We start from the raw sequence: 24,515 nt of genomic DNA, 5'->3' as shown, positions 1-24,515 counted from the left end.
CGGCGGCGGGCCTCGGTCCAGATCAGGGAGAGCCCCAGCTGCAGGGAGGACACCCCGCCCCACGCCACCCCGAAGTCCCCGTTGTCCAGGTCCTTCAGGTCCAGGGTCGAGGGGGAGTGGTCCGAGACGATGAAGTCGATGGTCCCGTCGAGCAGGCCCTCCCACAGCAGCTCGCGGTTGCCGGCCTCCCGCACGGGCGGGCAGCACTTGAAGGCGGTGGCGCCGTCGGGGACCTCCTCGGCGAGCAGGGTGAGGTAGTGCGGGCAGGTCTCGACCGTGATGTCCAGGCCGTCCCGCTTGGCGGTGGCCAGCATGGGCAGGGCGTCCGAGGAGGACAGGTGCAGGATGTGCGACCGCGCTCCGGTCCAGCGGGTGCGCTCGATGACCTCGGCGATCGCGAGGTTCTCCGCCCCGCGCGGCCGGGAGGCCAGGAAGTTCTGGTACAGGTCCCCCTCCGGCTGCGGGGCCCGGTCGATGGCCCGGGAGTCCTCCGCGTGCACGATCATCAGGGAGTCGAAGGTCTTGATCTCCGCGAGGTCCTCCTCCATCTCGTCGGCCTCCAGGTGCGGGAACTCGTCCACCCCGGAGTGCAGCAGGAAGCACTTGAAGCCGAAGACGCCGTCGTCGTGCAGCCCGCGCAGGTCGGGGGTGTTGCCGGGGATCGCCCCGCCCCAGAAGCCGACGTCCACGAAGACGTTGTCCTGGGCGAAGAGGCGCTTGTACTCGAGGGCCGGCACGTTCACGGTCGCCGGGATCGAGTTGAGCGGCATGTCCAGGACCGTGGTGACGCCTCCGGCGGCGGCGGCCCGGGTCGCGGAGGCGAAGCCCTCCCACTCGGTGCGGCCGGGCTCGTTGATGTGCACGTGGGTGTCCACCAGCCCGGGCAGCAAGGTCTCGTCGTCGGCGAGCTCCACGACCTCGCGGCCCGTCAGCCCGGCGCCGAGCGGCTCGACCGCCACGATCCGGCCGTCCCGCACACCGATCTCCCGGGGGAGGAACCCGGTGCCGCAGGAGACGTTCATCCCGCGCACCACGAGGTCGATCCCGTGGTGGTCGGCACCGGTGCGGGGGGCGTCCGCGGCCTCCTCGGGCAGGCCGTGCTCCCGGCGGTACTGGGCGATGAGGCGCTGGATCCGCTCCGGGTCGTTGACGTCCCCGCCGGTCTGCGGCCGGTGGGCCTGCCCGGGGCGCCGCTGCGTCATCGATGCTCCCTCGGGTCGGCAGTGTTCGCACCGGGCGCCGTGTCCGGGAGCGGAGGCCGCCCCCTCTCGAGCAGCCCGGGGAGCTCACGGGCGAGCCGGGCGCCCACTTGCTCGAGCAGCCGCCCGGCCTCCCGCATGCACGTACGCGGGTCCGGCTCCAGGTCGGTCAGCGCGTAGGTCTCCAGGAACCCGGCCTCCCGCAGGACGTGCGACTCCAGCGTGGTCCGCCCGCACACCGCCACGGCGGGCACGCCCGCGGAACGGGCGGTGTCGAGCACCCCCAGCGGGGTCTTCCCGCCGAGGGACTGCTCGTCCAGGCTGCCCTCGCCGGTGACCACGAGGTCGGCGCCGGCGAGACGGTCCGCGAGGCCCACGAACTCCAGGACCACCTCGACGCCGGGGCGGCGGCGGGCACCGAGCACGGCGAGCGCCGCGAAGCCGACACCCCCGGCCGCGCCGGCGCCGGGGGCGTCGGCCGCGCGCCGGGCGGTCTCGCCGAGGGCGTCGGCCAGCCGGTCCCGCAGGACGGTCAGGGCGGAGTCGAGCTCGCGCACCAGCTCGGGTCCGGCACCCTTCTGGGGGCCGAACACCGCCGCGGCCCCGTGCTCGCCGAGCAACGGGTGGTCGACGTCGGCGGCCAGGACGAACTCGGTGCCGGCCAGCCGCGGGTCGAGGCCGGCGAGGTCCACCCGGTCCAGGCGGGCCAGGGCGGCCCCGCCCCGGTCCAGCTCCTCGCCCTCTCCGTCCAGCAGCCGGGCGCCCAGGGCCTGCAGCAGCCCGGCCCCGCCGTCGGTGCAGGCGCTGCCCCCGACGCCGAGGACCACGCGCTCGGCCCCGGCGTCGAGGGCGGCGCGGACGAGTTCGCCTGTGCCGCGGCTGGTCGCGCCGGCGGCGTCGAGGACGGGCTCCCCGTGCTCGTCCACGGGCAGAGCCGCGAGCCCGGAGGCGAGGGCCATCTCCACGACCGCGGTGCGGTCCCGCAGGGCGAACTCGGCCTCGACCAGCTGTCCCACGGGACCGGTCACCGTGACGGGCCACGCGGTGAACCCGGCGCCGAGGGCGGCCTCGAGGGTGCCCTCGCCGCCGTCGGCCACGGGCAGCCGGAGCACCTCGATCGAGGGGTCCACCGAGCGGAACCCGACCTCGAGGGCCGCGGCCACGTCGGGGGCCTCGAGCGAGCCCTTGAACTTGTCCGGGGCGACGACGATGCGCACGTCGATCCTCCTGTCCTGGTCGGGTGCCGGCACGCGGCCGGCGGGTCGGTCGAGCGAGGCGATCGCGGTCGGGGCGTCCGCCGTGTGCGCGGAAAGTTCTTCGAACTCGACCACACCGTCGATCTCCGTGCCCATGGAGATGTTGGTGACCTTCTCCAGGACGACCTCCACCACCACGGGGACCTGGTAGCGCTCGAGCAGCTGGTGGGCCTCGGCGAAGGACTCCTGCAGCTTCTCCGGGTCGGTCACCCGCACAGCCTTGCAGCCCAGCCCCTCGGCCACCTTGACGTGGTCCACACCATAACCCTTTGTCTCGGCCGAGTTGATGTTCTCGAACGCCAGGGACACGTTCTGCTCCATGTTGAACCCGCGCTGGGACTGGCGGACCAGGCCCAGGCCCAGGCCCAGGTAGGAGTTGTTCACGACCACGTGGAGGCAGGGCAGGTTGAACTGGGTGCCGACGGCCAGCTCCTCCACCATGAACTGGAAGTCGTAGTCCCCCGAGAGAGCCACCACGGTCTGCCCCGGCTCGCCGCGCACCACGCCGAGGGCTGCGGGCCCGGTCCAGCCCAGGGGGCCGGCCTGGCCGGCGTCCGAGACGATGCCGAGGTCCGGGGAGAACACCCGCCCGATCCGGGTGGGCTCGATGTCGATGTGCACGAACCTGCGGCCGGCGGTGTAGGTGTCCAGGCCGCCGGTGTGCCGGTCGGCCCACCGGTTGCCGATGCCCAGCACGAAGTCGGACTCCAGGAACGTCGCGTTGCCGTAGCGGTGGGAGGTCTGCAGTCCCACCATGCCCGCCATCAGGGGGTGGTCGTCGGGGATGACGCCCCAGTCCGTGAGCGTGGGGATCACGGGGACGTCGAGCAGCTCGGCCGGCTCCACCAGCTTCTCGGACGCGTCCGCGCTGATGATCCCGCCGCCGGCCACGATGAGCGGGCGCTGCGCGGCGAACATCATCTCGAGGGTCTTCTCGGCCTGGACCCGGGTGGGCCGCGGGACGGTCGGGGCGCATCGGCTCGTAGGCGTGCATGTCGAACTCGATCTCGGTGAGCTGCACGTCCAGGGGCAGGTCCAGCAGGGCCGGGCCGGTGATGCACAGGATCGGGACGGAGTCCGCCCAGGCGGCGTAGAGGCCGGTGATCATGTCGGTGCCGGCGGGGCCGGACGTGCCGACGCAGATCCCGATGTTGCCGGGGGTGGCGCGGGTGTAGCCGTCCGCCAGGTGCGAGGCGCCCTCGACGTGCCGGGCGAGGGTGTGCCGGATGCCGCCGTGGGCGCGCATCGCCGAGCAGAACGGGTTGATGGCGGCGCCGGGCAGGCCGAAGGGAAGGCTTCGGTGGCGCCCTCCTTCTCGAGGATGGTGACGACGGCGTCGACCGTGCGCATTCTGGCCATGGTGAACTCCTTGGGAACGGGACCCGGGAACGGGACCCGGGAACGGGACCCGGGAACGGGCCGGAGAACAGCGCGGTGGGGTGCGGCGGGGTCAGCGGCCGGAGAGCTCCTCGGCGAGCTTGAAGAGCCCGGAGTGGTCCAGCCCTCCGTCGCCGCGAGCGACCGTGGCGGCGACGAGCTGGGCGACGAGCCCGCCCAGCGGGACGGTGACACCGGCCTCGCGGGCGGCTGCGGTCACGATGCCCATGTCCTTGTGGTGCAGCTCGAGCCGGAAGCCCGGGGCGAAGTCGCGGTCCAGCATCTTCTGCCCCTTCTGGTCCAGGACCTTGGATCCGGCCAGGCCGCCGCCGAGGACCTCCAGGGCGGCGCCGGTGTCCACACCGTAGGACTCGAGGAAGACGACGGCCTCGGCGAGGAGCTGGATGTTGCCGGCCACGATCAGCTGGTTGGCGGCCTTCAGGGTCTGGCCGGACCCTGACGGGCCCACGTGCACCAGGGTCTTCCCCACAGCCTCCAGCACCGGGCGGGCGGCCTCGAAGTCGGCCTCCTCGCCACCGACCATGATGGACAGCGCCGCGTCGATCGCGCCCTGCTCCCCGCCGGAGACGGGGGCGTCGAGGGGCCGCAGGCCCTTGGCCCGCGCCTGCTCGGCCAGGCGCACGGAGACGTCGGGGCGGATGGTGGAGGCGTCGATCCACACGGTGCCCGGAGCGGCGATCTCGAACACGCCGTCGGGGCCCTCCACGACGGCCTCGACGTCGGGGGAGTCCGGGACCACGGTGAGGACGACGTCGGCGTCCGCGACGGCCTCCGCCACGCTGCTGCAGCCCCGGCCGCCGGCCTCCACGAGCCGTTCGACCTTGTCCCGCGACCGGTTGAAGCCGACGACGTCGTGCCCGGCCGAGACGAGGTTCCGGGCCATGGGCAGGCCCATGATCCCGAGACCGATGACGGCGACGGTACGGGTCGCGGTGGTGGCGTTCGTGGTGGCGTCGGTGGTCATGATGCGCTCCTCGTGGTGCTGGTGCTGTCGGTGGTGGGCTCAGACGGTCGTGACGGGGGAGAGCCAGGCGAACGGGTCCTCCTGGGAGGCCTGGTACTCGAGACCGACCCGGCCGGTGTAGCCGAGCTCCCGGCTGCGGGTGATCCACCGCTGGAGGGGCAGCCCACCGGTGCCGGGCTCGTGGCGGCCAGGGGCGTCGGCGATCTGGATGTGCCCGAACTCGGCGGCGTGGGCCTCGATGACGGCCTCCACGTCGTCCCCGTTGACGGCCAGGTGGTAGAAGTCGGCCAGCAGCCGGACGTTGTCGACGCCGGCGTCCTGGACCTTCGCCATGATGTCGAGGGCGTCCTGGGCGGTCCTCAGCGGATAGGCGGGGGCGCCCGAGAGCGGCTCGAGCAGCACGGTGCCGCCGAAGCGGGCCACGACCCGTCCGGCGCGGGCGAGGTTCTCGACCCCCAGCTCGTCCTGCGCCGCCGGGTCCACGCCCTCCTGGCGGTTGCCGTACAGGGCGTTGAACGCACGGCAGCCGGTGCGCTCGCCGATCCCCGCCACGACGTCGAGGTTGTCCACGAAGTCCTGGGAGCGGGCGGGCCACGACGCGAGACCCCGGTCCCCGCCCGGCATGTTCCCGGCATGGAAGTTGAGCCCGGACAGTTGCACCCCGGCGTCGTCGATCGCGCGCACGAACGCGTCCACGTCGTGGTCCGCGGGAACGGACGTCTCGAACGGCCACCAGAACTCGACGGCGTCGAAGCCCGCAGCCCTCGCCGCGGCGGGACGCTGGAGCAGCGGCAGATCCGTGAACAGGATGGAGCAGTTGACGGTGCAGTACATCGAGGTCCTCACAATTTCATGTTCCGGAATGGATGAATCCCGCGGGTCGTGGCCCAGACAAGGACGGACCCCGTGCCGCCTTCGCAGGGGCGGCGCGGGGTCCGGTCGGTGGGCGGGGCGGAGAGCCGCTGTGTCAGCGCAGCTTCATCTGCCGGTTGACGTCCTTGTAGAGCAGGTACCGGAAGCGGCCCGGGCCGCCGGCGTAGCAGGCTTGGGGGCAGAAGGCGCGCAGCCACATGAAGTCTCCGGCCTCGACCTCGACCCAGTCCTGGTTGAGCCGGTAGACGGCCTTGCCCTCGAGCACGTAGAGGCCGTGCTCCATGACGTGGGTCTCGGCGAAGGGGATCACCGCGCCCGGCTCGAAGGTCACGATCGTCACGTGCATGTCGTGCCGGACGTCGTCCGGGTCCACGAAGCGCGTGGTCGCCCACTTGCCGTCGGTCCCCGGCATGGGGGTCGGCTCGACCTCCTGCTCGTTGGTGACGAACGGCTCCGGAACCTCGATGCCCTGGACGTACTCGTAGGCCTTGCGGATCCAGTGCAGGCGTGCGGGCTCGCCGCCGGTGCTGCGCACGGTCCACTCGCACTCCGGCGGGAGGAAGGCGTAGCCGCCGGGAGCGAGCTGGTGCTCCTCGCCGTCGACGGTCAGGGTGAGCGTCCCCTCCATGAGGAACAGTACGCCCTCGACGCCGGACTCCGTCTCGGGGCGGTCGCTGCCGCCGCCGGGGGCGACCTCCACGATGTACTGCGAGAAGGTCTCGGCGAAGCCGGACAGGGGCCGGGCGAGCACCCAGACCCGGGTGTCGTCCCAGAGCGGGAGCCGACTGGTCACGATGTCCCGCATGGTCCCGCGCGGGATCACCGCGTAGGCCTCCGTGAACATGGCGCGGTCGGTCAGCAGGTCCGTCTGCGGCGGGTGCCCGCCGTGCGGGGCGTAGTACGTGCGCTCGGTCATGCGCGAGAACCTCCGGTCGTCGAGGCCGCGGAGCCCGCGGCGGCCTTCGGGTGGGCGAGGGCGAACAGCGCCCGTCCGTCGAGCCCCGCCGCGTCCTCCAGCTCGGCCTCCGTCACGGCCCCGCAGAGCACACCGCGGTGGACGAACCGGGCCAGTGCACGGGCCGTGGCGGGTTCGTCCATGATCTCCGACTCGACGCGGTGAGCGTAGTTCCTGAGGCGGCGCGCCGCGGCGTCGAAGCCCTGGCGGTAGAAGAAGTACGTCGCCAGGAACCGGGTGGGCAGCTGCGCGGGGTGCAGGTCCCACCCCTGGTAGAAGCCCCGTTCCAGGGAGCGGCGGACCAGCCGCGCGTGCAGGGCCCACGCGGCCCGTCGCTGCTGCTCGTCGCCGGTCGGCAGGACGTTTGTGGACCCGTCCGACAGGCGCACCCCGGTGCCGGCCACGGCCACCTGCATGACGGCCTTGGCGTGATCGGCCGCCGGGTGCTCCATGGACTGGTACTCGGCGGCGATCTGCAGGGAGTCGGAGTAGTCGTAGGTCCCGTAGTGCAGGGCCTCCACCCGTCCCCCGGTCCCGTGCACGATGGGCCCGATCGCGGACCGCCCGTCGGGGCCCATGAGCATGGGCGCGGTCTCCATCTGCACCTCGAAGCGCAGCCGGCCGTCCGGCAGCCCCAGGCCCTGCTCCAGGCGCCCGCAGGCCTCCACCATCACCTGCGCCTGTTCGAGCGTGCTCACCTTGGGCAGGGTGAGCACGAGGCCGCGGGGCAGCCCGTCCTCGCTGTGGCCCGACTCCCGGAGCCGGCCCTCGCGCACCAGGGTGGTGAGGAAGAGGTCCAGGGTCCGCAGGCCCCGGGCGCGGGTCGACGCCTCGAAGCACTTGAAGCGGATGCCCACGAACGGGGGCGCGGCCCCGTCCCGCACGGCCAGCGCCAGGTCCCGGGAGACCCGCCGGGCGTACTGGTCCTCCTCCTCGTCCCCGCGGTCGCCGAAGCCGTCCTCGAAGTCGATGCGCAGGTCCTCGATCGGCTCCGCGGCGAGCTTGTGCTCGACGGCCCCGGCCACGCGGTCCACGAGCACCTCGTCCAGGCCGGCCGGGGCGACGGCGGCCGCGAGCGCGCGGACCCCCGTCCCCCCGGCGGCCTCGAGCGCCCGCCGGCCCCACTGCCGCGGCAGGTCCGGGTGGAAGGCGTCGGCGGGCACGTAGACCGTGTGCACCGGCTGGCGGGTCCCCGTGTCCCCGGGGTAGGAGTGCTCGAGCAGCGCGTCGGTCCCCGCCAGCCGCTGCGCGGCGACGGCGTCGAACGCGGCGCCCAGGACGCCGTCCTCAGGGCTCACCGACCCTCGAGGACGTCGTAGGCCGGGAGCGTGAGGAAGTCCATGTAGTCCTCGCTGAGCACGAGGTCCGCGACCAGGCGCGCGGCGGGCTCGTAGTACTTCTCGAAGGTCTCGGCGTCGACCTCGCCGCGCAGGGTCTCCTTCTGGCGCTCCAGCTCCGCCCCCACGAGCTCGCGGGTCGCGCTGTTGCCGGTGTCCTCGTAGACCACGGCGTTCTGGATCTGCTGCCAGACCTGCGAGCGGGAGATCTCGGCGGTCGCCGCGTCCTCCATGAGGTTGTGGATCGCCACGGCGCCGTTGCCGGACAGCCACACGGCGGTGTAGCGGATCGCCACGTAGAGGTTGCCCGCGAGCTCCTTCTGCGTGCTGACCCGGCCGGCGCTGGCGACGTCGAGCAGCTCCTCGGCGCTGACCCGGACCTCCTCGCGCAGGCGGTCCACCTGGTTGGGCTTCTCGCCCAGCACGCCGTCGAAGACCTCGCGGCAGACGGGCACGAGGTCCGGGTGGGCCACCCAGGAGCCGTCGAAGCCGTCGGTGGCCTCGCGGGTCTTGTCGGCGCGCACCTTCTCGATCGCGGCCTCGGTGATCTCGGGCTCGCGGCGGTTCGGGATGAACGCGGCCATGCCGCCCATCGCGAAGGCCCCGCGGCGGTGGCAGGTCTTCACGAGCAGCTCGGTGTAGGCGCGCATCAGCGGTGCGGTCATGGTGATCGTGGAGCGGTCCGCGAGAACGAACTGCTCGCCGGCGTCGCGGAAGTACTTGATGATGCTGAACAGGTAGTCCCAGCGCCCCGCGTTGAGCCCGGAGGCGTGGTCACGCAGCTCGTAGAGGATCTCCTCCATCTGGAACGCCGCGGGGATCGTCTCGATCAGCACGGTCGCCCGGATGGTGCCGTGGTCGATGCCCAGGTACTCCTCGGCGAAGGTGAACACTTCGTTCCACAGCCGCGCCTCGAGGTAGGACTCCAGCTTCGGCAGGTAGTAGTAGGGGCCCTGGCCGTTGGCGATCAGCGGCTTCGCCGTGTGGAAGAAGTGCAGGCCGAAGTCCACGAGCGAGCCGGAGGCCGGCTGCCCGTCCACGGTGACGTTGTACTCGGGCAGGTGCCAGCCGCGGGGGCGCGCGACGACCACGGCGAGCGGGGCGTCCTCGCGCAGGGCGTAGCTCTTGCCGTCGGGGGAGGTGTGCTCGAGGGTGCCGAGGGCGGCGTCCCGGAGGTTGAGCACACCGTCGACCTGGTTGTACCAGGTGGGGCTCGAGGCGTCCTCGAGGTCGGCCAGCCACACCTTCGCCCCGGAGTTGAGGGCGTTGATCGCCATCTTGGCAGGGGAGGCGGGCCCCGTCATCTCGACGCGGCGGTCCTGCAGCGCTGCGGGGGCAGGGGCGACCTTCCAGTCGCCCTCGCGGACCTCCTTGGTCTCGGGGAGGAAGTCGAGGCGTCCGGCGGAAGCGGCCTGGCTGCGGTTCTCCTCGCGCACACCGAGCAGTTCGGCGCGGCGCGGCGCGAAGCGGCGGTGCAGCTCGGCGACGAACTGGAGGGCCTCGTCGGTGAGGATCTCCCCGGCGCGGTCGTGGCCCGTGGGCAGGATGTGCTCGATGGTGCTGGTGGTCATGGGGTGCCTCCTCGGCGGCTGGGGTGTGTGACTCGGGTCGGGGTGGGTTCGGCCCCCGGTCGAAGCCCGGCCGCGAGATCATCGCGGGTCCGGGGTCGGGGGCTGCCGTAGGAACCCCCGTAGTCGGGACAGGGCGGCCATTTCAGTCGTATGGCGGAATTCAAATTCCGTATAATGGATAATATGGGGACCGGTGACGGCTTGGCAAGGTCTCCCGGTGACCGGCCTCACGCCACGGTGTCCCGCCGGCGGCGCCAGGTGTCAAGCTGTACGGACACGGACGGACAGGAGATCGGAAGATCATGACCACACGACCTGCATCGGGCGGTGTGCAAGCGGTGGAGCGGGTGTTCGAGCTTCTCGAGGTGATCACCGCGGCCGGGGGTGACATGTCCTTGAGCGAGCTCTCGGCCGCCGTGAAACTCCCGCTGCCCACCATCCACCGGCTCCTGCGCACCCTCGTGCCCTCCGGATACGTGCGCCAGCTGCCCAACCGGAACTACTCCCTCGGCCCCCGGTTGATCCCCCTCGGGGAAGCGGCGGGGCGGCAGTTCGGCTCCTCGGCCCGGGCCAAGCTGGACGAGCTCGTGGACGAGCTCGGCGAGTCTGCGAACATCGCCGTGCTCGACGGACAGGAGGTCGTCTACATCGCCCAGGCCCAGTCGAGCCGGTCGATGCGGATGTTCACCGAGGTGGGCCGCCGGGCGGGCACCCACGACACCGGGGTGGGCAAGGCGATCCTCGCGACGCTGCCCGACGACCGGGTGCGCGCGATAGTGACCGGCGCCGGCATGCCCACTCCCACGGCGAAGAGCCTCGGGACCGTCGAGGAGCTGTTCGCGGACCTCGCACGGATCCGGGAGCGGGGCTATGCGGTCGACGACGAGGAGCAGGAGCTCGGGGTGCGCTGCTATGCCATGGCCGTGCCCGGTGCCCCGACGCCCACGGCGATCTCCGTCTCCGGCCCGGTCTCCCGCGTCGACGAGGACTTCGGCCGCCGGGCGGTGCCCGCGCTGCGGCGCGCCACCGAGGCGATCGCGGCGGAGCTGATGCCCCCGCCCGTCGCGCGCCGCGCCTGAGTCCCGGTCACGAGCACCACGATGGTCCTGGGGATGGTCGCGGCGATCCCGCAGGTGGCGGGTCCGTCCCCGAGTGCGCCGGATCAGCAGAAGCCGGCGATGCCCGACCAGGCGTGCTCGTTCCCGGGCGCGCCCCTGCGCTGGATCGTCGCCTCGATGAGTCCGTAGGGGCGGTCCGCCGCGTAGTGCGTCTCCTTGTCGTTCTCGAGGCCGCAGAAGTCCAGGTCGTACACGAAGTGGTGCTTGTTCGGGCAGGAGAACTTGATCTCGTCGATCTCCGGGTGCGCCTCGATGACGGCCCTGCCCATGAGGTAGAGGGTCTCCTGCAGCGCCCGGGAGTAGTGGTCGGTGAACTTGCTCAGGAGGATCTTCTTGACGTCCTCGTAGACGGCGTCGAAGTCCACGTCGGTCGTGCTGTAGCGCCAGCGGGTGGCCACGTCGGTGGACATGATCCGGTCCTCGGTCTCGGCCAGCGTCGTGTACTTGTCCTGGGGGTATCCCGCGAAGCCGGACCCGGTGGACTTCAGGACGGTGAGGTCCTTGAATCCGGAGATGACGGTCCGCGAACCGCCCTCGGCCACGACCACCGCGGTGCGCACCTCGTCCTTGTTCCGCACGAAGCAGTGGTCGTGGTCGTCGATCCGGTTCCAGGCATACTCCTGGGCGGCCCAGCGGCCGCCGGTGATCCACTCGAACTCGCCGGTGAAGTGGTCGGCGAGCTTGAGCAGCAGCGCCTCGGGGGAGTCGATCCCGTACTGCTGCGCGAAGGCGAAGACGGTGTTCTTCTGGGTGTCGGTCGGCACGCAGTGGGCGTTGTCGCCCTCCGTGTGCACGGCCTCGAGGTCGCCGCGCAGCTGCGAGGTGACCACGAGATCGCGGATCTCGTGGCGGTCGGTGTCGCGGTTGACGCGCACGACGTGGTTCTCGGCCTTGCCGTACTGGTTGGCTCCCAGGACGACGGCGTCCGTGCTCGTGCGGGTGGTGACGTCGGTCATGACGCAGCTCCTCGGAGAAGACGGTCGGTGGGGCGGTCGAAGACGGGCGGGCCCGTCGACTCCTGGGTCAATTGCCCCGGTAGGTGGAGAAGGCGAACGGGCTCAGCAGGAGCGGCACGTGGTAGTGCCTCGCCGCGGCCTGCACCGTGAAGTTCACCGTCACGAAGGGGTAGAACGTCGGCTGGTTCCTGCCGGCGAAGTACTCTCCCGTGGCGAAGGTGATCCGGTAGTCGCCGGATTCCAGGGTCTCTGGGCCCAGTTCGGGCACGCGGCCGTCGGCGTCGGTCTCGGCGGTCGCGATGGAGGTGCCGTCGGGGGCCTCGAGGGCCACGGCGATCCCCTGGGCAGGGGTGCCGGTGACGGAGTCGAGGACGTGGGCGGTGACGAAGCTCATGGGGTGACGAGTCCTTCGAGTCGGAGGAGCGCGATCTGGCGCAGCTGGTCGGCGACCACAGCCTGTTCCGTCCCGGGGTCGTTGGTCATGCGGGCGGAGAGGTTCTCGAGGATCTCCTCGGGGGTGCGCCCCGCGGCGCGGATCAGGAACACCTGGCCGAACCTCTCCTCGTAGGCGAGGTTGCCCTCGCGCAGGCGCCGCTGGACGTCGGTGTCCGCGGGGTCGACCGCGGACTGCTCCGCGCGGGAGAAGCGGGCCTCCCGGTGGGACCCCTCGGCGCGCTCGCCGATGCGGGGATGGTGCGAGAGCGCACCCTCGATCTCCTCGGGCGTGAACGGCCGTGCTGCGGTGCGGGCCATCCCGAGCAGGGCGTCATGGTGCCAGTAGGGCCGGGCGTCGACCACCGCCTCCAGCCAGCGCGGGATGTCGAGCGCGGTACGGATCGCCTCGACCGCCTCGGGCCGGCTGAGGGAGTTGAACTGGATGAGATGCATCGGGTACGTCATCGTCCCTTCTGTCATTCCATAGTGTGAAACAATAATTCTGAAGGACTCAGTGAAGTGGGTCACTTGATCCAAGTCAATGCTGTCCTCCGCCTGTTACCAAGTGCTGGCGGAAAATTGCCGGTTGTGGAACGACCGTCTCACGCTCGCCCCCGAAGGGCCGCGAGGCGGGGGAGGAGCACGGGATGGACGACGACGGAGACCGCCGCGAGGACCCGGGGGCGGCGGGAAAGGTGCTGGTGGTGACGGGAGCCGGCTCCGGGATCGGCCGCTCGGTGGCGCGCGCCTTCCTCGACGCCGGGTGGGTCGTGGTGCTGGCCGGCCGCCGCCGGGACACGCTGGTGGAGACGGCCGCGGGCGTCCCGGGCGCCCGGATCGTGCCGGTGGACGTGGCCGATGCGGAGAGCGTGTCCTCGGCCTTCCGGGAGATCGAGCGGCTGACCGGGCGGATCGACGTGCTGTTCAACAACGCGGGGACCTTCGGACCCCGCGGTGAGGTGGACGAGATCGACCCCGAGGAGTGGCAGCGCACCCTGCAGGTCAACCTCACCGGAACGTTCCTGTGCTCGGCGCAGGCCTTCCGGATCATGAAGCAACAGCGCCCCCGGGGCGGGCGGATCATCAACAACGGCTCGATCTCCGCGCACGTGCCCCGGCCGCTGTCCTCGGCCTACACCGCGAGCAAGCACGCCGTCACCGGCCTCACCCGGTCCCTGGACCTGGACGGCCGCCCCTACGGCATCACCTGCGGGCAGATCGACATCGGCAACGCGGCCACGGAGCTGCTGGCGGGTCTGGGCACCGACGGCGGCGCCCTGCAGGCCGACGGCACGCTCCGCCCGGAGCCCAGCTTCCCCGTCGAGGAGGTGGGGCGGGCGGTGCTGATGATGGCCGAGCTCCCCGCGTCCGCCACAGTGAACTCGCTCGTGCTCACCGCCTCCGGGATGCCGTTCGCCGGACGCGGTTGACCGGATCCGGCGAGGCCGATCAGGGGCGGAAGGTCAGCTCGGTGCAGAGGTCGTCGCCGAGCGCGAAGCGGCGCACCGGGGCGCGCAGTGCCCCGGAGAGGTGGTCCGCGCCGCGGAACCGGATGCCGGGCACCCCGTCCCCGATGAGCATGGGCGCGGTGGTGAGGTAGAGGCGGTGCAGCGCTCCGGCCTCGAGGAACCTCGAGACGGTGCGTCCGCCGCCCTCCACGAGCACCCGCTGCAGGCCTTGTCCGGCCAGGGCCTCGAGCACGGCCCGGGGCGCCAGACCGTGCTCGCCCACGGGCACGCGCAGCACCGCGACGTGCGGGCCCGGCGCCACCGGCACGTCCGCGTGCTCGCCCACGATCCACAGGGTGGGCGCCGCGCCGTCCGTGAGCACGGCCGAGGCCGGCGGGGTCCGCGCCGAGGGGTCCAGGACCACCCGCACGGGGTGGGGGCCGGGCACGGCGCGGACGGTCAGCCGGCAGTCGTCGGCGACGACCGTGCCGACGCCCACGACCACGGCGTCCACGAGCGCGCGCAGCCGGTGCAGGTGCTCCCGGTCCTCCGGGCCGGTCACGAACTCGGCGTGCCCGGTGCGGGAGGCGATGAACCCGTCCAGGCTCTGTCCCAGCTGGGCGAGGACGAGGGGGCCCCGGTGCGCCACGAGCGGTCCGTAGCGCTCGGCGAGCTCCGCCCCGGGTGCCGGCACGGGGGTGGTCCGGCCGGCCAGCAGGGCCTGCCAGGCGGCATCGGTGGCGGAGCCGGCCGCGGCCGGGCCGGAGGCGTCGTCGTCGTCCGCGGACGGCGGGGCGCCCCCAGTGCCACGGGGCAGGGGGTTCTCGGTCACGGGGTCAGTCCCGGGCGAGGAATCGGTCCTGGGCCGTCTCCTCGGCGATGGTCCGCAGGCGGTCGTACTGGTCGGCGGCGTCGGCCTCGAGCTTCCTCAGCTCCTCGGCGTCCAGTCGCGGCTCGACGGGTGCGAGCTCCAGGAGCGTCGCCCACATGCTGCGCTTGGCGACCACCAGGGACTGCAGCATCTCGAGCTCCCCGTGGGCGGCGATGCCGGCCCGCTCCCGGATCCGGCTCAGCGGATTGAGCCGGGAGGCGATGCCGGTGACGGTCCCGAGGGCCTTGGCCACGTGGCGCCGGCCGGAGCTCAGGCGGTCGAGCATCGCCTCGAGGCGGTCGATGTCGTTCTTGATCTCGCCGACGAACGCGGTGAACCGCCCTTCGTACGGGGTGCCGGCCCACGTGGAAGCCGCCTCGTCGAAGAGCCGCACCCCGGAGAGGGCGCCCATGTAGTGCCCGAGCATGTAGGCCTCGAGCTTGTCGGACTGGACTCCTGCGCCCGCGGTGCCGTTCGGCCCGGTGCGTGGCTGCTCGCTCATCTGCTTCTCCTCGTTCGTGGGAGGCGCCTGGAAGGGACAGTGCCGGGTCGCTCGTCAGGCACCCCGGTGACGCCCGTGGAACTCCTCGATTCCCCAGCCTACTGACTCCGTCCTCCCAGCGGCAGGACCGGTGCGGCGACCGGAACCATAAGGGGCATGACTATCATGGGCGCATGACTGAGAACGCGAGCGGAGCCCCCGACCCCGACGAGCAGGAGACCCTCGGCGCCTCCAGCCCCGAACCGGGCAGCGGGCTCGACCGGGACCCGGACGACTGGGCCACCGGTGAGGAGCCGATGACCAGTGCGCAGCGCAGCTACCTCGACACCCTGGCCCGCGAGGCCGGGGAAGAGCTGCCGGCCGACCTCACGAAGGCCGAGGCGTCCAAGCACATCGACCGCCTGCAGGGCGAGAGCGGCCGGGTCCAGGACCAGTAGGTCCTGCACCGGCGGAGGGGGAGCACCGTGAAGATCGTCGTCCTGGGAGCCACGGGCAACGTGGGCACCGCGGTGCTCCGCCGGCTGCACGCCGCGCCGGAGGTCACGCACGTCGTCGGGGTCTCCCGCGAGGGGCCCGAGCGGGACGGGGAGCCCTACGACGGCGTGGAGTGGCACACGGTCGACGTCGCCGCGAAGGAGTCCACCGCGGCGCTGGCGGAGATCCTGCGCGGCGCTGACGCCGTGATCCACCTCGTGTGGCTCATCCGCCCGAACCGGGACTTCGCCCTGATGCACGAGACGAACGTGGACGGTCTCGTCCACGTGCTCGACGCCGTGGTGCTCGCCGGCGTGCCCCAGATCGTCTACCCCTCATCGCTCGGCGCCTACAGCCCCGGCCCCAAGGACCGGACCGTGGACGAGTCCTGGCCCGTCGGCGGGGTCGAGACGTCGCACTACAACGTGCAGAAGGCGGAGACGGAGGCGGTGCTCAACCGTTTCGAGGAGGCCCATCCCGGGATCGTGGTGACCAGGCTCCGGCCCGGCTTCCTGTTCCAGACGGACGCCGCCCCGGAGATCGGGGACTACTTCCTCGGCGCCCTCGCGCCCAAGGGGCTGATCGCCCGGCTGCGCCTGCCCGTGCTGCCCTTCCCGGAGAAGTTCCGCTTCCAGACGCTGCACACCGACGACGTCGCGGACGCGTTCTGGCGGGTCATCCAGCACCGGGCCGGCGGGGCGTTCAACGTCGCGGCCGAGCCGGTGCTCGGTGCCGACGGCGTGGCTCAGGTGCTCGGCGCCCGGCGCGTCCTGCCCGTTCCGCCGGCCCTGGTCCGTGCGCTCGTGGCGATCACCTACCGGTTGCGGCTGCAGCCCACCGACCCCGGCTGGATCGATCTCGCCGATGCCGTGCCGATCATGGACACCACGCGGATCCGCGAGGTCACGGGCTGGTCGGAGACCGTCAGCTCGCTCGAGGCGCTCCGCCAGGTCGTGGACCACCTCGACGACCGCGAGGGCCTCGGCAACCGGGAGCACCGGCCCACGTCACCCCTGGTGTAGCCGGACCCGGCGCCCCGGAGGTGTCCCCGGTCAGCGGCTCCGGCGCTGGAGCAGGGCCAGCACCGCGCTGACCAGGACCATGGCGCAGGCCGCGCCGACCGCGGCGGCGAACGCGCCCCGGTGCCCGGCGGTCTCGGCCATGAGCCCGGCCAGCGCTGCGCCCACGGCGGCGCCGAGGACCACGCCGCTCGCGAGCATCGTCATGACCGTGCCCAGCCGCTCCGGCCGGGCGACGTCCCCGCCGATGGTGTAGATCGTGACCATGGCGGGACCCAGGGGCAGCCCGGCGAGCAGCAGCACCACGAGCATCGGCCCGATCCCGCTCGGCAGGAGGAACAGCAGGCTCAAGGCGGCCATGGCGACGGAACTGACCACCCAGCGGGACGCGGGCCGGAAGCGCTGGGGCCACCAGGCCACGGACAGTGCCGCGGCCGCCGAGCTGATGCCGAGCACGGCGTAGAGCAGCCCGGTGGCGCTCTGGATGCCGAACTCGCCGCCGAAGGCGTTGAGACCGTTCTGCACGGCGCCGAAGAACGCGCCCATGGCCACCATCCCCAGCACGGGGAGCAGCACGAGGAGCCGCTCGCGGGCGGTGACGGGACGGGCCGCCGCCCGCCGCCGGTCCTCGCGCGAGACGGCCGGGACCACCAGGCGCGTGGGGTGCACGGCGAAGGACGTGACCATCGTGAGCGTCAGGACCGCCGCGAGGACGAAGGGGGACCACGGGGCGACCAAGGAGGCCAGCAGACCCACGAGCGCCGGGCCGAGCACGAAGGTCAACTCGTCGGCGGTGGACTCGTAGGACAGGGCGGTGTCCAGCTCGCGCCGGTTCCCGCCGACCAGCCCCCGCCACCGCACCCGGGCCATCGGGCCCACCTGGGGGCACGTGGCGCCCACGAGCAGGGACGCGCCGACGAGCAGCGGCACGGCCGGTGCCACCGGCCCCGCGGGGGCGTAGGCGGTGACCAGCAGCAGCCCGATGGCCACGGCGTGGGCCAGGGCCGAGACCAGCAGCACGATCCGCTGGCCGAGCCGGTCGGCGAGGTGGCCCATCAGGGGCCCGCCCAGTGCCGAACCGATCCCGACGGCGCCGGCGGCCAGGCCTCCGACGACGTAGGAGCCGCTGACGGCGGTGGCGAGGGTGAGCGCCCCGACGGTGAGCATGGCCAGGGGCAGACGGGCCACGAAGGCGACCGGCAGGAAGTCGCGCCCGGCGAGGTGCACGAGCCGGGCGTACCGGCCGCCGGACGAGGGCGTCGTCGGGCGGCCGGTGCGGTGCTGAGCGGCCGCGGGGCGCTCCGCGGCGGGTGCGGGGGCGGCGGCGCGCTCAGCGGTGACGGAGGTGGTGAGGGGGCGCACAGGGGTCCTCGGAGGATGTGCGCACCGTCCCCCCTCCCGGTGCGCCCGACCCGGACAACGGGGCCCAGTCTACCGCTCGCGCGCCCCGCTGCCCGGGGTGGAGGAGCCGTCCCCGTAGGTGATCTCCGCCGCACCCACGGCCGAGGAGACGTACAGGCAGGGGCGGTCGCCGGGGGCGGCGGCGCAGACCGTGGCGGCCGTCAGGTCCTCGGGCTCGCGCTCGTCCGCGCCGGCCACCACCGGGGCCCACCAGTCGGCGTCCTGGACCGTGGCCTCGATGGCCCCGGCCCTCGTCGTGACGGACACCCGCCGCGGGGCCTCGCCGAGGAGCCGGACCTCGGTGGCCCCGACCTCGGTGTGCACGTCCAGGTCCTCGCGCACCCGGACCCCGTCGAGGTCGACGGCGCCGACCTCCGAGGCCGCCCACAGGGCGCGGGCGCTGCCGCTCACCTCGATCACGCCGGCCTCGGTGTCGAGCCGGACGTCGTCGAAGTCGCCCTCGACGCTCAGGGCGCCGGCGTCCCCGGAGAGCCGCAGGTCCACGGGCTCGTCCCCGGCCGGGACGGTGACCCGCACGTGCATCCCGCTGCCGGCGCCCGGCCAGGAGTTCGACGGGAGGGCGTCGATGCTCAGCCGGCCGTCCTCCACGCGGGGCTCGGGGGCGCTCTCGAGCTGGAAGCCGGCGTACACGGACTCCACCCGCAGCTCCGGGACGTCGGCCGTCACGACCTCGATGACGGCCGACCGTCCGTCGACCACCACCGTGTCCACGGACTCGGTCACCGTGGTGTCCACCCGGTGCTCCTGGACGGACAGGGACGCGGCCGCGGCCGCGCCGCCGGCGCCCAGCAGGAGCAGGGCGCCGATGCCGCCGAGCACGGCGGTGGGGACGAGCCAGGCGGTGCGCTCGTTCTCGCTGACGACGTCCTGGGCGGAGGGGTGCTCGGGGTGGGTGCTCATGGCCGGAACTCCTGGTTCGACTGGTGGGCTGGGGCGGGGTGGCCGGGCCCGGGGTCCGGGTAGCCGAGGTAGCGCAGGACCGCGCGGACGCGGCGGTTGCCACCGTCCTCGTGGGCGAGGCCCAGCTTCGTGAACACGGAGCGGATGTGCTTCTCCACCGAGGACTCGGTGAGGAACAGGTTCGCGGCGATCGAGGCGTTCGAGAGCCCCTGGGCCATGAGCCCGAGCACCTCGTGCTCCCGCGGGGAGAGGAGGTCCAGGTCCTGCCGGTGCCGCGAGCGCACGAGCAACTGGGAGACGACCTCCGGGTCCAGGACGGTGCCGCCCGCGCCCACGGTCTCCACCGACTCGAGGAACTGGTCGACGTCCGCCACCCGGTCCTTGAGCAGGTACCCCAGCCCGTCCCGGCGGGACGCGATGAGCTCCGAGGCGTAGCGCTCCTCGACGTACTGCGAGAGCACGAGCACCGCGATCCGCGGGTGCTGGGAGCGGACCAGGACGGCGGCGCGGATGCCCTCGTCCGTGAACGTCGGCGGCAGCCGCACGTCCACGAGGGCGAAGTCGGGCTCGTGCTGCTCGACGGCCTTCAGCAGGTCCTCCGCGGTGTCGACGTCGGCGACCACGTCGTGGCCGGCCTCGGTGAGCAGGCGGACGAGGCCCGCGCGCAGGAGGACGGCGTCCTCGGCGATGACGATGCGCATCAGGATCCCGCCCCCCGGGCGACCGGCAGCTCGACGGTCAGCTCGGTCGGCCCGCCCGCGGGCGAGTCGAGGAAGAAGTGCCCGCCCGCGGAGCGGATCCGGTCGGCGATCCCGGACAGGCCGCCGCCGGGGACCACCACGGCGCCGCCGCGGCCGTCGTCGGCGACCCGGGCGACCACGCGGGTGCCGCCCGCGGGGTCGTCCTCGAGGCCCACCCGCACCGACGCGGCGCCGGCGTGGGCGTGCTTGACCATGTTGGCGATGCCCTCGGAGACCGCGAAGTACACGGCGGCCTCCGTCTCCGGCGCCAGCCGTGGCACCCGCACGTCCACGGCGACCGGGACGGGGGACTGGGCGGCCACGGCGGAGAGGGCGGCGTCGAGGCCCCGGTCCTCCAGGACCGCCGGGTGGAAGCCGCGGGCCAGGCGGCGCAGCTCGGCGATCGCGGCCTTCGTGGTGGCGTGCGCCTCCCCGATGAGGTCCTTGGCCCCGGCCGGGTCGTGGTCGATCCGGCGTTGCGCCATCGACAGGTTCATGGCCACGGACACGAGCTGGGGCTGCACGCCGTCGTGCAGGTCCCGCTCGATCCGGGAGCGCTCGGTGCGGGCGCCCCGGACCGCGGTCTCGCGGGCGGCCGCGGCCTCGGCGGCCCGGCGGCGCAGCTCCGCCGCCTCGTCCACCCGCAGCAGCAGCCGTGACAGGCCCCGGTGGGCGGCCACGGCGAGGACCACGACGAGCAGCCCGAGGAGCGCCAGGGTGATCCCGGCCAGGACCACGGCCCAGTCCGGCCATGTCCCGACCACGTCGGAGGGCCAGAGCGGGTTGTTCTGGGCCGCGTACAGCGGCGCGAGGGCCAGGGCCACGGCGGCGCCGGTGCCGGCCAGGGCGGCCACGGCGACCCAGCCCAGGACGGTGGTGAGGAGCAGGTGCAGCAGGCCCGTCCAGAACGCGGGGTCGGAGACGTCCAGCCACCACTGGTGGAAGATCCGCCAGCCGTCGGTGCGGGGCGAGCGGCGCCGGCGCGGGCCGGGCAGGTGCAGCCCGAACGCCGCCTGCGTGCGGCGGCGCTCGACCCACTCGACGCCGCGGACCGCGTAGATCGCGGCCACGAGCAGGACCACGCCCACCAGGGCGGCGAGCGAGGCGAAGCCGGCAGAGACCAGGGAGACGAGGGCGGTCAGCCACAGCGTGCCCAGCGCGGCGTCCACCACGAGGTCGGTGGTGCCGAAGAAGAGGGTCCTGGGGGACCACGGTCCCCACTCCCGGAACCCGGGAGCGGGGCCGGCGGCCCGGGAGCCGCCCGCGGGTCGGTGGGCGTCGTCGGGGCTCCCGGGGCCGGCGCCGGGGTCGTGCGGGGGTTCGTGGCCGGGGCCGCTCCACGGTGCGGGCGGCAGGGGCCTGGTGTCGTGCGGTGTGCTCATGCTCTTCACGCTACGGTCGCGCAGGCCTTCTCCACTGCGACGTTCTCCACCTGTTACAGGTGGGGTTTTCCGCACCGTCGAGAGCCGGGCCGAGAAGCGCTCCTCCCGCCGACCGGTGGCACGACCGCCACGGCGATGTCCGCAACACAACGGTCACGTGACGCAGGTCATTGACGTAGATCACACTATTCCCTACTGTTTTCATCAGCTAGAAAACGGATTCCACGATACGGATAAGCGGTGTGTCGATCATCGTGCCGGCGTGCTCGTTGCCGAGAACCCGACCTCCGTTCCTCGCCCTGACCCGCAACCTTCTCGCGGCCCCGCACCACTGCCGGGCGCTCGCCCTCCCATCTGTCCCCGCGGGGGCGGCGCACCGGGCGGCGGCCGCGCCTGACGTCGCAAGGAGGCGACCGATGACCAGCAACACCTCCAGCCAGCATCTCTCCGAGGTTCTCGCCGGCCTGCCCCGCTTCACGCGGGACACCGCCGAACTCGAGCTCGTCCGGACGGACCGCTCGGGCTACGTCCCCCCGACGCTGCCGGACGGCGTCGTCCAGGCCGAGTCGGTGCAGGACGTGGTCGAGACCCTTGCGCTGGCCAACGAGCACCGGATCCCCATCGTTCCGCGAGGTGCCGGCTCCGGCCTCGCGGCCGGCGCCTCGGCGTGCGGCGGCGAGATCGTCCTGGACGTGCGGCGGATGAACCGGATCCTGCGGATCGACCCGGTCGAGCAGATCGCTGTCGTCGAACCGGGCGTGCTCAACGCCGACCTCAACGCGGCGGCAGCCGAGCACGGCCTGTTCTACGCACCGGACCCCGCGAGCACCGCGATCTGCTCCATCGGCGGCAACATCGCGACCAACGCCGGCGGTATGCGGTGCGCCAAGTACGGCGTGACGCGCGAGTCGGTGCTCAGCCTCAAGGTGGTCCTCGCCGACGGCCGGGTGCTGGTGACCGGGACCGAGACCATCAAGGCCGTGACCGGCTACGACATGAACGCCCTGTTCATCGGCTCCGAGGGCACCCTGGGCGTCGTGGTCGAGGCGACGCTGCGGCTCCGGCCGGCCCCCGTGGCCACGGCGACCGTGGCCGCCTACTTCCGGGACGTCGCCACGGCGGCGGCGGCGGCCTCGGCCGTGGTCGCGGCCCGCGCCACCCCCTCGGTCCTCGAACTCGTCGACGGCCCCACCCTGGGCGCCATCGACCTCGCCACCGGCACCGACCACCGCCGCCGGGGCGAGGCCTTCCTCCTCGCGCAGACGGACGGATTCGGCGCCGAGATCGAGCGCGACGTGGTGCTCCGGGCCATCGAGCCCTTCGCGGACTCGGTCCTGATCGCCGAGGACCCGGTGCAGGCGGAGGCTCTGGTCCAGGCCCGCCGGGACGCGATCCCCTCGCTCGAGAAGCTGGGCCGCACCTCCATCGGCGACGTGGGCGTGCCGCGCAACCGACTGGCCGAGATCGTCACCGGGATCGAGAGGATATCGCAGGACACCGGTGTCGACATCTACACGGTGGCGCACGCCGCCGACGGCAACCTGCACCCGATGATCGTCGTCGCCGAGCACGAGTCCATCACCCAGGGCGCCCCGAAGGACGCCCTGGGCCGGATGTTCGAGCTCGCCCAGAGTCTCGGCGGCACCCTGACCGGCGAGCACGGCGTCGGACTGCTCAAGAAGGACTGGTTCACCGCCGAGGTCGGAGAGGTCTCCCGCGATCTGCAACACCGCATCAAGTCCGCCCTCGACCCGAACAACATCCTGAACCCGGGCAAGGCCATCTGACCCCCGGCATCCGCGGACCACCGAACCGGCGGCGGTCCGGACCCGCGAGGGCCCCGGGCCGCCGCATGCCTCCCCGTACTCCACATCCCGGTCAGAAAGGACCTTTCCGTGGACAATCTTGCTGTGCTGAGCCTTTTGGCTCTGCTGCCCATCCTGCTGGTGGGCGTGCTTTTGGCCGGGTTCCGGTGGCCGGCCAAGTTCGCGATGCCGGTGGGGTATCTCACCGCGGTGGTGGTGGCGCTGGTGGTGTGGCGGATGAGCTTCACCGGGGTGCTGGCGGCGACCATCGAGGGCCTGGTCGTGGCCGTCACCTTGCTCTACATCGTCTTCGGGGCGCTGCTGCTGCTGTCGACCCTCACGGTGGGCGGGGCCATGGCCACGATCCGGGCCGGGTTCAACAACATCTCCGCCGACCGGCGGGTCCAGGCCATCATCATCGGCTGGCTCTTCGGGTCCTTCATCGAGGGCGCCTCGGGCTTCGGCACCCCGGCCGCGGTGGTCGCCCCGCTGCTGCTGGCCATGGGCTTCCCCGCGATGGCCGCCGTCATGGTCGGTCTCATCATCCAGAGCACCCCCGTGAGCTTCGGAGCGGTCGGCACCCCCATCCTGGTGGGCGTGACCAACGGCCTGGGCGGTGATCCCGCGGTCGCCGAGCGCGTCAGCGCCCTGGGCGTGACCATGCCCGAGTTCGTCAGCTCGATCGGTTTCTACACCGCGGCCATCCACGCCGTGGTGGGCATCCTCATCCCGCTGATCCTCGTGAGCATGCTCACCGGGTTCTTCGGCCCCGACCGCCGCTTCCGCGACGGACTGGCCGTGTGGCCCTTCGCGGTCTACGCCTCCCTGGCCATGACCGTTCCCTACGTGCTGGTGGCCCGTTTCCTCGGGCCCGAGTTCCCCGCGATGTTCGGCGGGCTCCTGGGCCTGGTGCTGGTGATGCTCACCTCCAGCAAGGGCTTCCTGATGCCCCAGGACACCTTCGACTTCGGCCCCCGCGCCGAGTGGCCCGCCCGCTGGATGGGCACCATCGAGCCGGCCCAGGCCACGGACGTGTCCACGCACATGAGCGTGGTCCGGGCCTGGGCCCCCTACGCCCTGATGGCCGGGCTGCTGGTGGCCACCCGGGTCATCGCCCCGCTGAAGGAGTTCCTGACCGGCCTGGCGATCCCGTTCGAGAACATCCTGGGCACCGAGATCACCACCACCGTGCAGCCGTTCTACCTGCCGGGGTTCCTCATGATCCTGGCCTCCCTCTTCGCCTACGCGCTGCACCGGATGAACTCCCGGGAGATCGCCCGCACGCTGAAGATCTCGGCCGGTCAGCTCGCCGGCACCGCCGCCGCGCTGCTCTTCGCCGTGCCGCTGGTGCGCGTGCTCATCCAGTCCGGCCCGGCCCTCAACGACTCGGGGCTCTCCAGCATGCCGGTCACCCTCGCCGAGGGGGCCGCGGCGATCTCGGGCAGCTCCTGGCCGCTGATCGCGCCCTGGATCGGGGCGCTGGGGGCCTTCGTGGCCGGGTCCAACACCGTGTCCAACCTGACGTTCTCCCAGTTCCAGTTCTCCACCGGTGCCGCGATCGGCCTGGAGCGCCCCGAGCTCGTGGTCGCCGCCCAGGCCGTCGGCGGGGCCGGTGGCAACCCGATCGCCATCCACAACATCGTGGCCGCCTCCGCCACCGTGGGACTGCTCGGACGCGAAGGAGACCTGCTGCGCAAGACCATCATCGTGACCACCTACTACTGCCTCGCCGGCGGCGCGGTCGCCTACCTCTTCATCCACGGCCTGGGCCTCAACCTGGGCACCATCATGCTGGTCCTGCTCATCACCGGACTCGCCCTCCTGGCCCACCGACTCTGGCGCACGGACACACCGACCCAGCAACGGGGCAACACCCGCTCCCGCGTCTGA

21 protein-coding genes and 2 pseudogenes are annotated in these 24,515 nt (G+C 72.6%); 6 read left to right on the top strand and 17 right to left on the bottom strand.

All coding sequences use genetic code 11. From position 1 onward, the window contains the following. The 8 genes and pseudogenes from allB to aceB all read right to left on the bottom strand — a co-directional run. A partial coding sequence (allB, locus tag ACH9D2_RS09390) for an allantoinase AllB (RefSeq protein WP_396362574.1) occupies positions 1-1,022 on the bottom strand: 1,022 nt, incomplete at its 3' end. A 176-nt stretch (positions 1,023-1,198) separates the two neighbouring features. Further along, the gene (locus tag ACH9D2_RS09385; RefSeq protein ID WP_396362573.1) at positions 1,199-2,416 is read right to left on the bottom strand and encodes a glycerate kinase; all 1,218 of its coding nucleotides are present in this window, start codon (positions 2,414-2,416) and stop codon (positions 1,199-1,201) included. Positions 2,417-2,467: 51 nt separating this feature from the next. Beyond that, a pseudogene (locus tag ACH9D2_RS09380) lies at positions 2,468-3,814 on the bottom strand (thiamine pyrophosphate-binding protein); the annotation flags it as partial. A gap of 91 nt (positions 3,815-3,905) precedes the next feature. Further along, positions 3,906-4,829, bottom strand: a pseudogene (locus tag ACH9D2_RS09375) (2-hydroxy-3-oxopropionate reductase); the annotation flags it as partial. A 27-nt stretch (positions 4,830-4,856) separates the two neighbouring features. Further along, the gene (locus ACH9D2_RS09370; RefSeq protein ID WP_396362572.1) at positions 4,857-5,651 is read right to left on the bottom strand and encodes a TIM barrel protein; all 795 of its coding nucleotides are present in this window, start codon (positions 5,649-5,651) and stop codon (positions 4,857-4,859) included. A gap of 133 nt (positions 5,652-5,784) precedes the next feature. Further along, the gene (locus tag ACH9D2_RS09365; RefSeq protein ID WP_396362570.1) at positions 5,785-6,606 is read right to left on the bottom strand and encodes a bifunctional allantoicase/(S)-ureidoglycine aminohydrolase; all 822 of its coding nucleotides are present in this window, start codon (positions 6,604-6,606) and stop codon (positions 5,785-5,787) included. Continuing rightward, a complete protein-coding gene (locus ACH9D2_RS09360; protein WP_396362569.1) occupies positions 6,603-7,943 on the bottom strand; it encodes a DUF6986 family protein in 1,341 nt (446 codons plus the stop codon). Before ACH9D2_RS09360 ends, ACH9D2_RS09365 begins: the two co-directional genes overlap by 4 nt. Then, positions 7,940-9,553 carry a malate synthase A gene (gene aceB, locus ACH9D2_RS09355; protein ID WP_396362568.1) on the bottom strand — a complete coding sequence of 538 codons (1,614 nt, stop codon included), beginning with the start codon at positions 9,551-9,553 and terminating at the stop codon, positions 7,940-7,942. The genes ACH9D2_RS09360 and aceB overlap by 4 nt, the downstream gene beginning before the upstream one ends. 302 nt (positions 9,554-9,855) lie before the next feature. Between aceB and ACH9D2_RS09350 the strand changes: the two genes are divergently transcribed. Then, positions 9,856-10,632, top strand: a complete 777-nt coding sequence (locus ACH9D2_RS09350; RefSeq protein ID WP_396362567.1) for an IclR family transcriptional regulator — start codon at positions 9,856-9,858, stop codon at positions 10,630-10,632. A gap of 83 nt (positions 10,633-10,715) precedes the next feature. On the opposite strand, the gene pucL is transcribed toward ACH9D2_RS09350, so the two are convergent. The 3 genes from pucL to uraD all read right to left on the bottom strand — a co-directional run bounded on the left by pucL (position 10,716) and on the right by uraD (position 12,515). Next, positions 10,716-11,627 (bottom strand): factor-independent urate hydroxylase, encoded by a 912-nt coding sequence (gene pucL, locus ACH9D2_RS09345; protein WP_396362566.1) that lies wholly within the window; start codon positions 11,625-11,627, stop codon positions 10,716-10,718. A 67-nt stretch (positions 11,628-11,694) separates the two neighbouring features. Then, on the bottom strand, positions 11,695-12,021 hold the full coding sequence (uraH, locus tag ACH9D2_RS09340) for a hydroxyisourate hydrolase (protein WP_396362565.1): 327 nt from the start codon (positions 12,019-12,021) through the stop codon (positions 11,695-11,697). Beyond that, complete coding sequence (gene uraD, locus ACH9D2_RS09335) at positions 12,018-12,515, bottom strand: 2-oxo-4-hydroxy-4-carboxy-5-ureidoimidazoline decarboxylase (RefSeq protein ID WP_396362571.1); 498 nt, start codon at positions 12,513-12,515, stop codon at positions 12,018-12,020. The genes uraH and uraD overlap by 4 nt, the downstream gene beginning before the upstream one ends. A 194-nt stretch (positions 12,516-12,709) precedes the next feature. On the opposite strand from uraD, the gene ACH9D2_RS09330 reads away from it, so the two are divergent. Next, complete coding sequence (locus tag ACH9D2_RS09330; protein ID WP_396362564.1) at positions 12,710-13,492, top strand: SDR family NAD(P)-dependent oxidoreductase; 783 nt, start codon at positions 12,710-12,712, stop codon at positions 13,490-13,492. Between the two features lie 19 nt (positions 13,493-13,511). Here the strand turns inward: ACH9D2_RS09330 and ACH9D2_RS09325 are convergent, their stop codons facing one another. Together ACH9D2_RS09325 and ACH9D2_RS09320 are read right to left on the bottom strand one after the other, a co-directional pair. Continuing rightward, positions 13,512-14,342: a RibD family protein gene (locus ACH9D2_RS09325; RefSeq protein ID WP_396362563.1), complete on the bottom strand. Its 831-nt coding sequence runs from the start codon at positions 14,340-14,342 to the stop codon at positions 13,512-13,514. A gap of 4 nt (positions 14,343-14,346) precedes the next feature. After that, a complete protein-coding gene (locus ACH9D2_RS09320; RefSeq protein ID WP_396362562.1) occupies positions 14,347-14,883 on the bottom strand; it encodes a hypothetical protein in 537 nt (178 codons plus the stop codon). 173 nt (positions 14,884-15,056) lie between these two features. Between ACH9D2_RS09320 and ACH9D2_RS09315 the strand changes: the two genes are divergently transcribed. Together ACH9D2_RS09315 and ACH9D2_RS09310 are read left to right on the top strand one after the other, a co-directional pair. Continuing rightward, positions 15,057-15,320 (top strand): DUF3072 domain-containing protein, encoded by a 264-nt coding sequence (locus tag ACH9D2_RS09315; RefSeq protein ID WP_396362561.1) that lies wholly within the window; start codon positions 15,057-15,059, stop codon positions 15,318-15,320. Between the two features lie 27 nt (positions 15,321-15,347). Continuing rightward, the gene (locus tag ACH9D2_RS09310; protein WP_396362560.1) at positions 15,348-16,379 is read left to right on the top strand and encodes an NAD-dependent epimerase/dehydratase family protein; all 1,032 of its coding nucleotides are present in this window, start codon (positions 15,348-15,350) and stop codon (positions 16,377-16,379) included. A 30-nt stretch (positions 16,380-16,409) separates the two neighbouring features. Here the strand turns inward: ACH9D2_RS09310 and ACH9D2_RS09305 are convergent, their stop codons facing one another. The 4 genes from ACH9D2_RS09305 to ACH9D2_RS09290 all read right to left on the bottom strand — a co-directional run bounded on the left by ACH9D2_RS09305 (position 16,410) and on the right by ACH9D2_RS09290 (position 20,820). Then, positions 16,410-17,738, bottom strand: a complete 1,329-nt coding sequence (locus tag ACH9D2_RS09305) for an MFS transporter (RefSeq protein ID WP_396362559.1) — start codon at positions 17,736-17,738, stop codon at positions 16,410-16,412. A 69-nt stretch (positions 17,739-17,807) separates the two neighbouring features. Beyond that, complete coding sequence (locus tag ACH9D2_RS09300; protein WP_396362558.1) at positions 17,808-18,698, bottom strand: hypothetical protein; 891 nt, start codon at positions 18,696-18,698, stop codon at positions 17,808-17,810. Further along, positions 18,695-19,399, bottom strand: a complete 705-nt coding sequence (locus ACH9D2_RS09295) for a response regulator transcription factor (RefSeq protein ID WP_396362557.1) — start codon at positions 19,397-19,399, stop codon at positions 18,695-18,697. Before ACH9D2_RS09295 ends, ACH9D2_RS09300 begins: the two co-directional genes overlap by 4 nt. After that, positions 19,399-20,820 carry a sensor histidine kinase gene (locus tag ACH9D2_RS09290; protein ID WP_396362556.1) on the bottom strand — a complete coding sequence of 474 codons (1,422 nt, stop codon included), beginning with the start codon at positions 20,818-20,820 and terminating at the stop codon, positions 19,399-19,401. The genes ACH9D2_RS09295 and ACH9D2_RS09290 overlap by 1 nt, the downstream gene beginning before the upstream one ends. A 416-nt stretch (positions 20,821-21,236) precedes the next feature. On the opposite strand from ACH9D2_RS09290, the gene ACH9D2_RS09285 reads away from it, so the two are divergent. Continuing rightward, positions 21,237-22,607, top strand: a complete 1,371-nt coding sequence (locus ACH9D2_RS09285; protein WP_396362555.1) for an FAD-binding oxidoreductase — start codon at positions 21,237-21,239, stop codon at positions 22,605-22,607. Between the two features lie 108 nt (positions 22,608-22,715). Next, a complete protein-coding gene (locus tag ACH9D2_RS09280; RefSeq protein WP_396362551.1) occupies positions 22,716-24,515 on the top strand; it encodes an L-lactate permease in 1,800 nt (599 codons plus the stop codon).

This window comes from Kocuria rhizosphaericola, from assembly GCF_044462205.1.
GTDB lineage: Bacteria > Actinomycetota > Actinomycetes > Actinomycetales > Micrococcaceae > Kocuria > Kocuria rhizosphaericola.
This window is presented reverse-complemented; position numbering and strand designations above follow the sequence as displayed.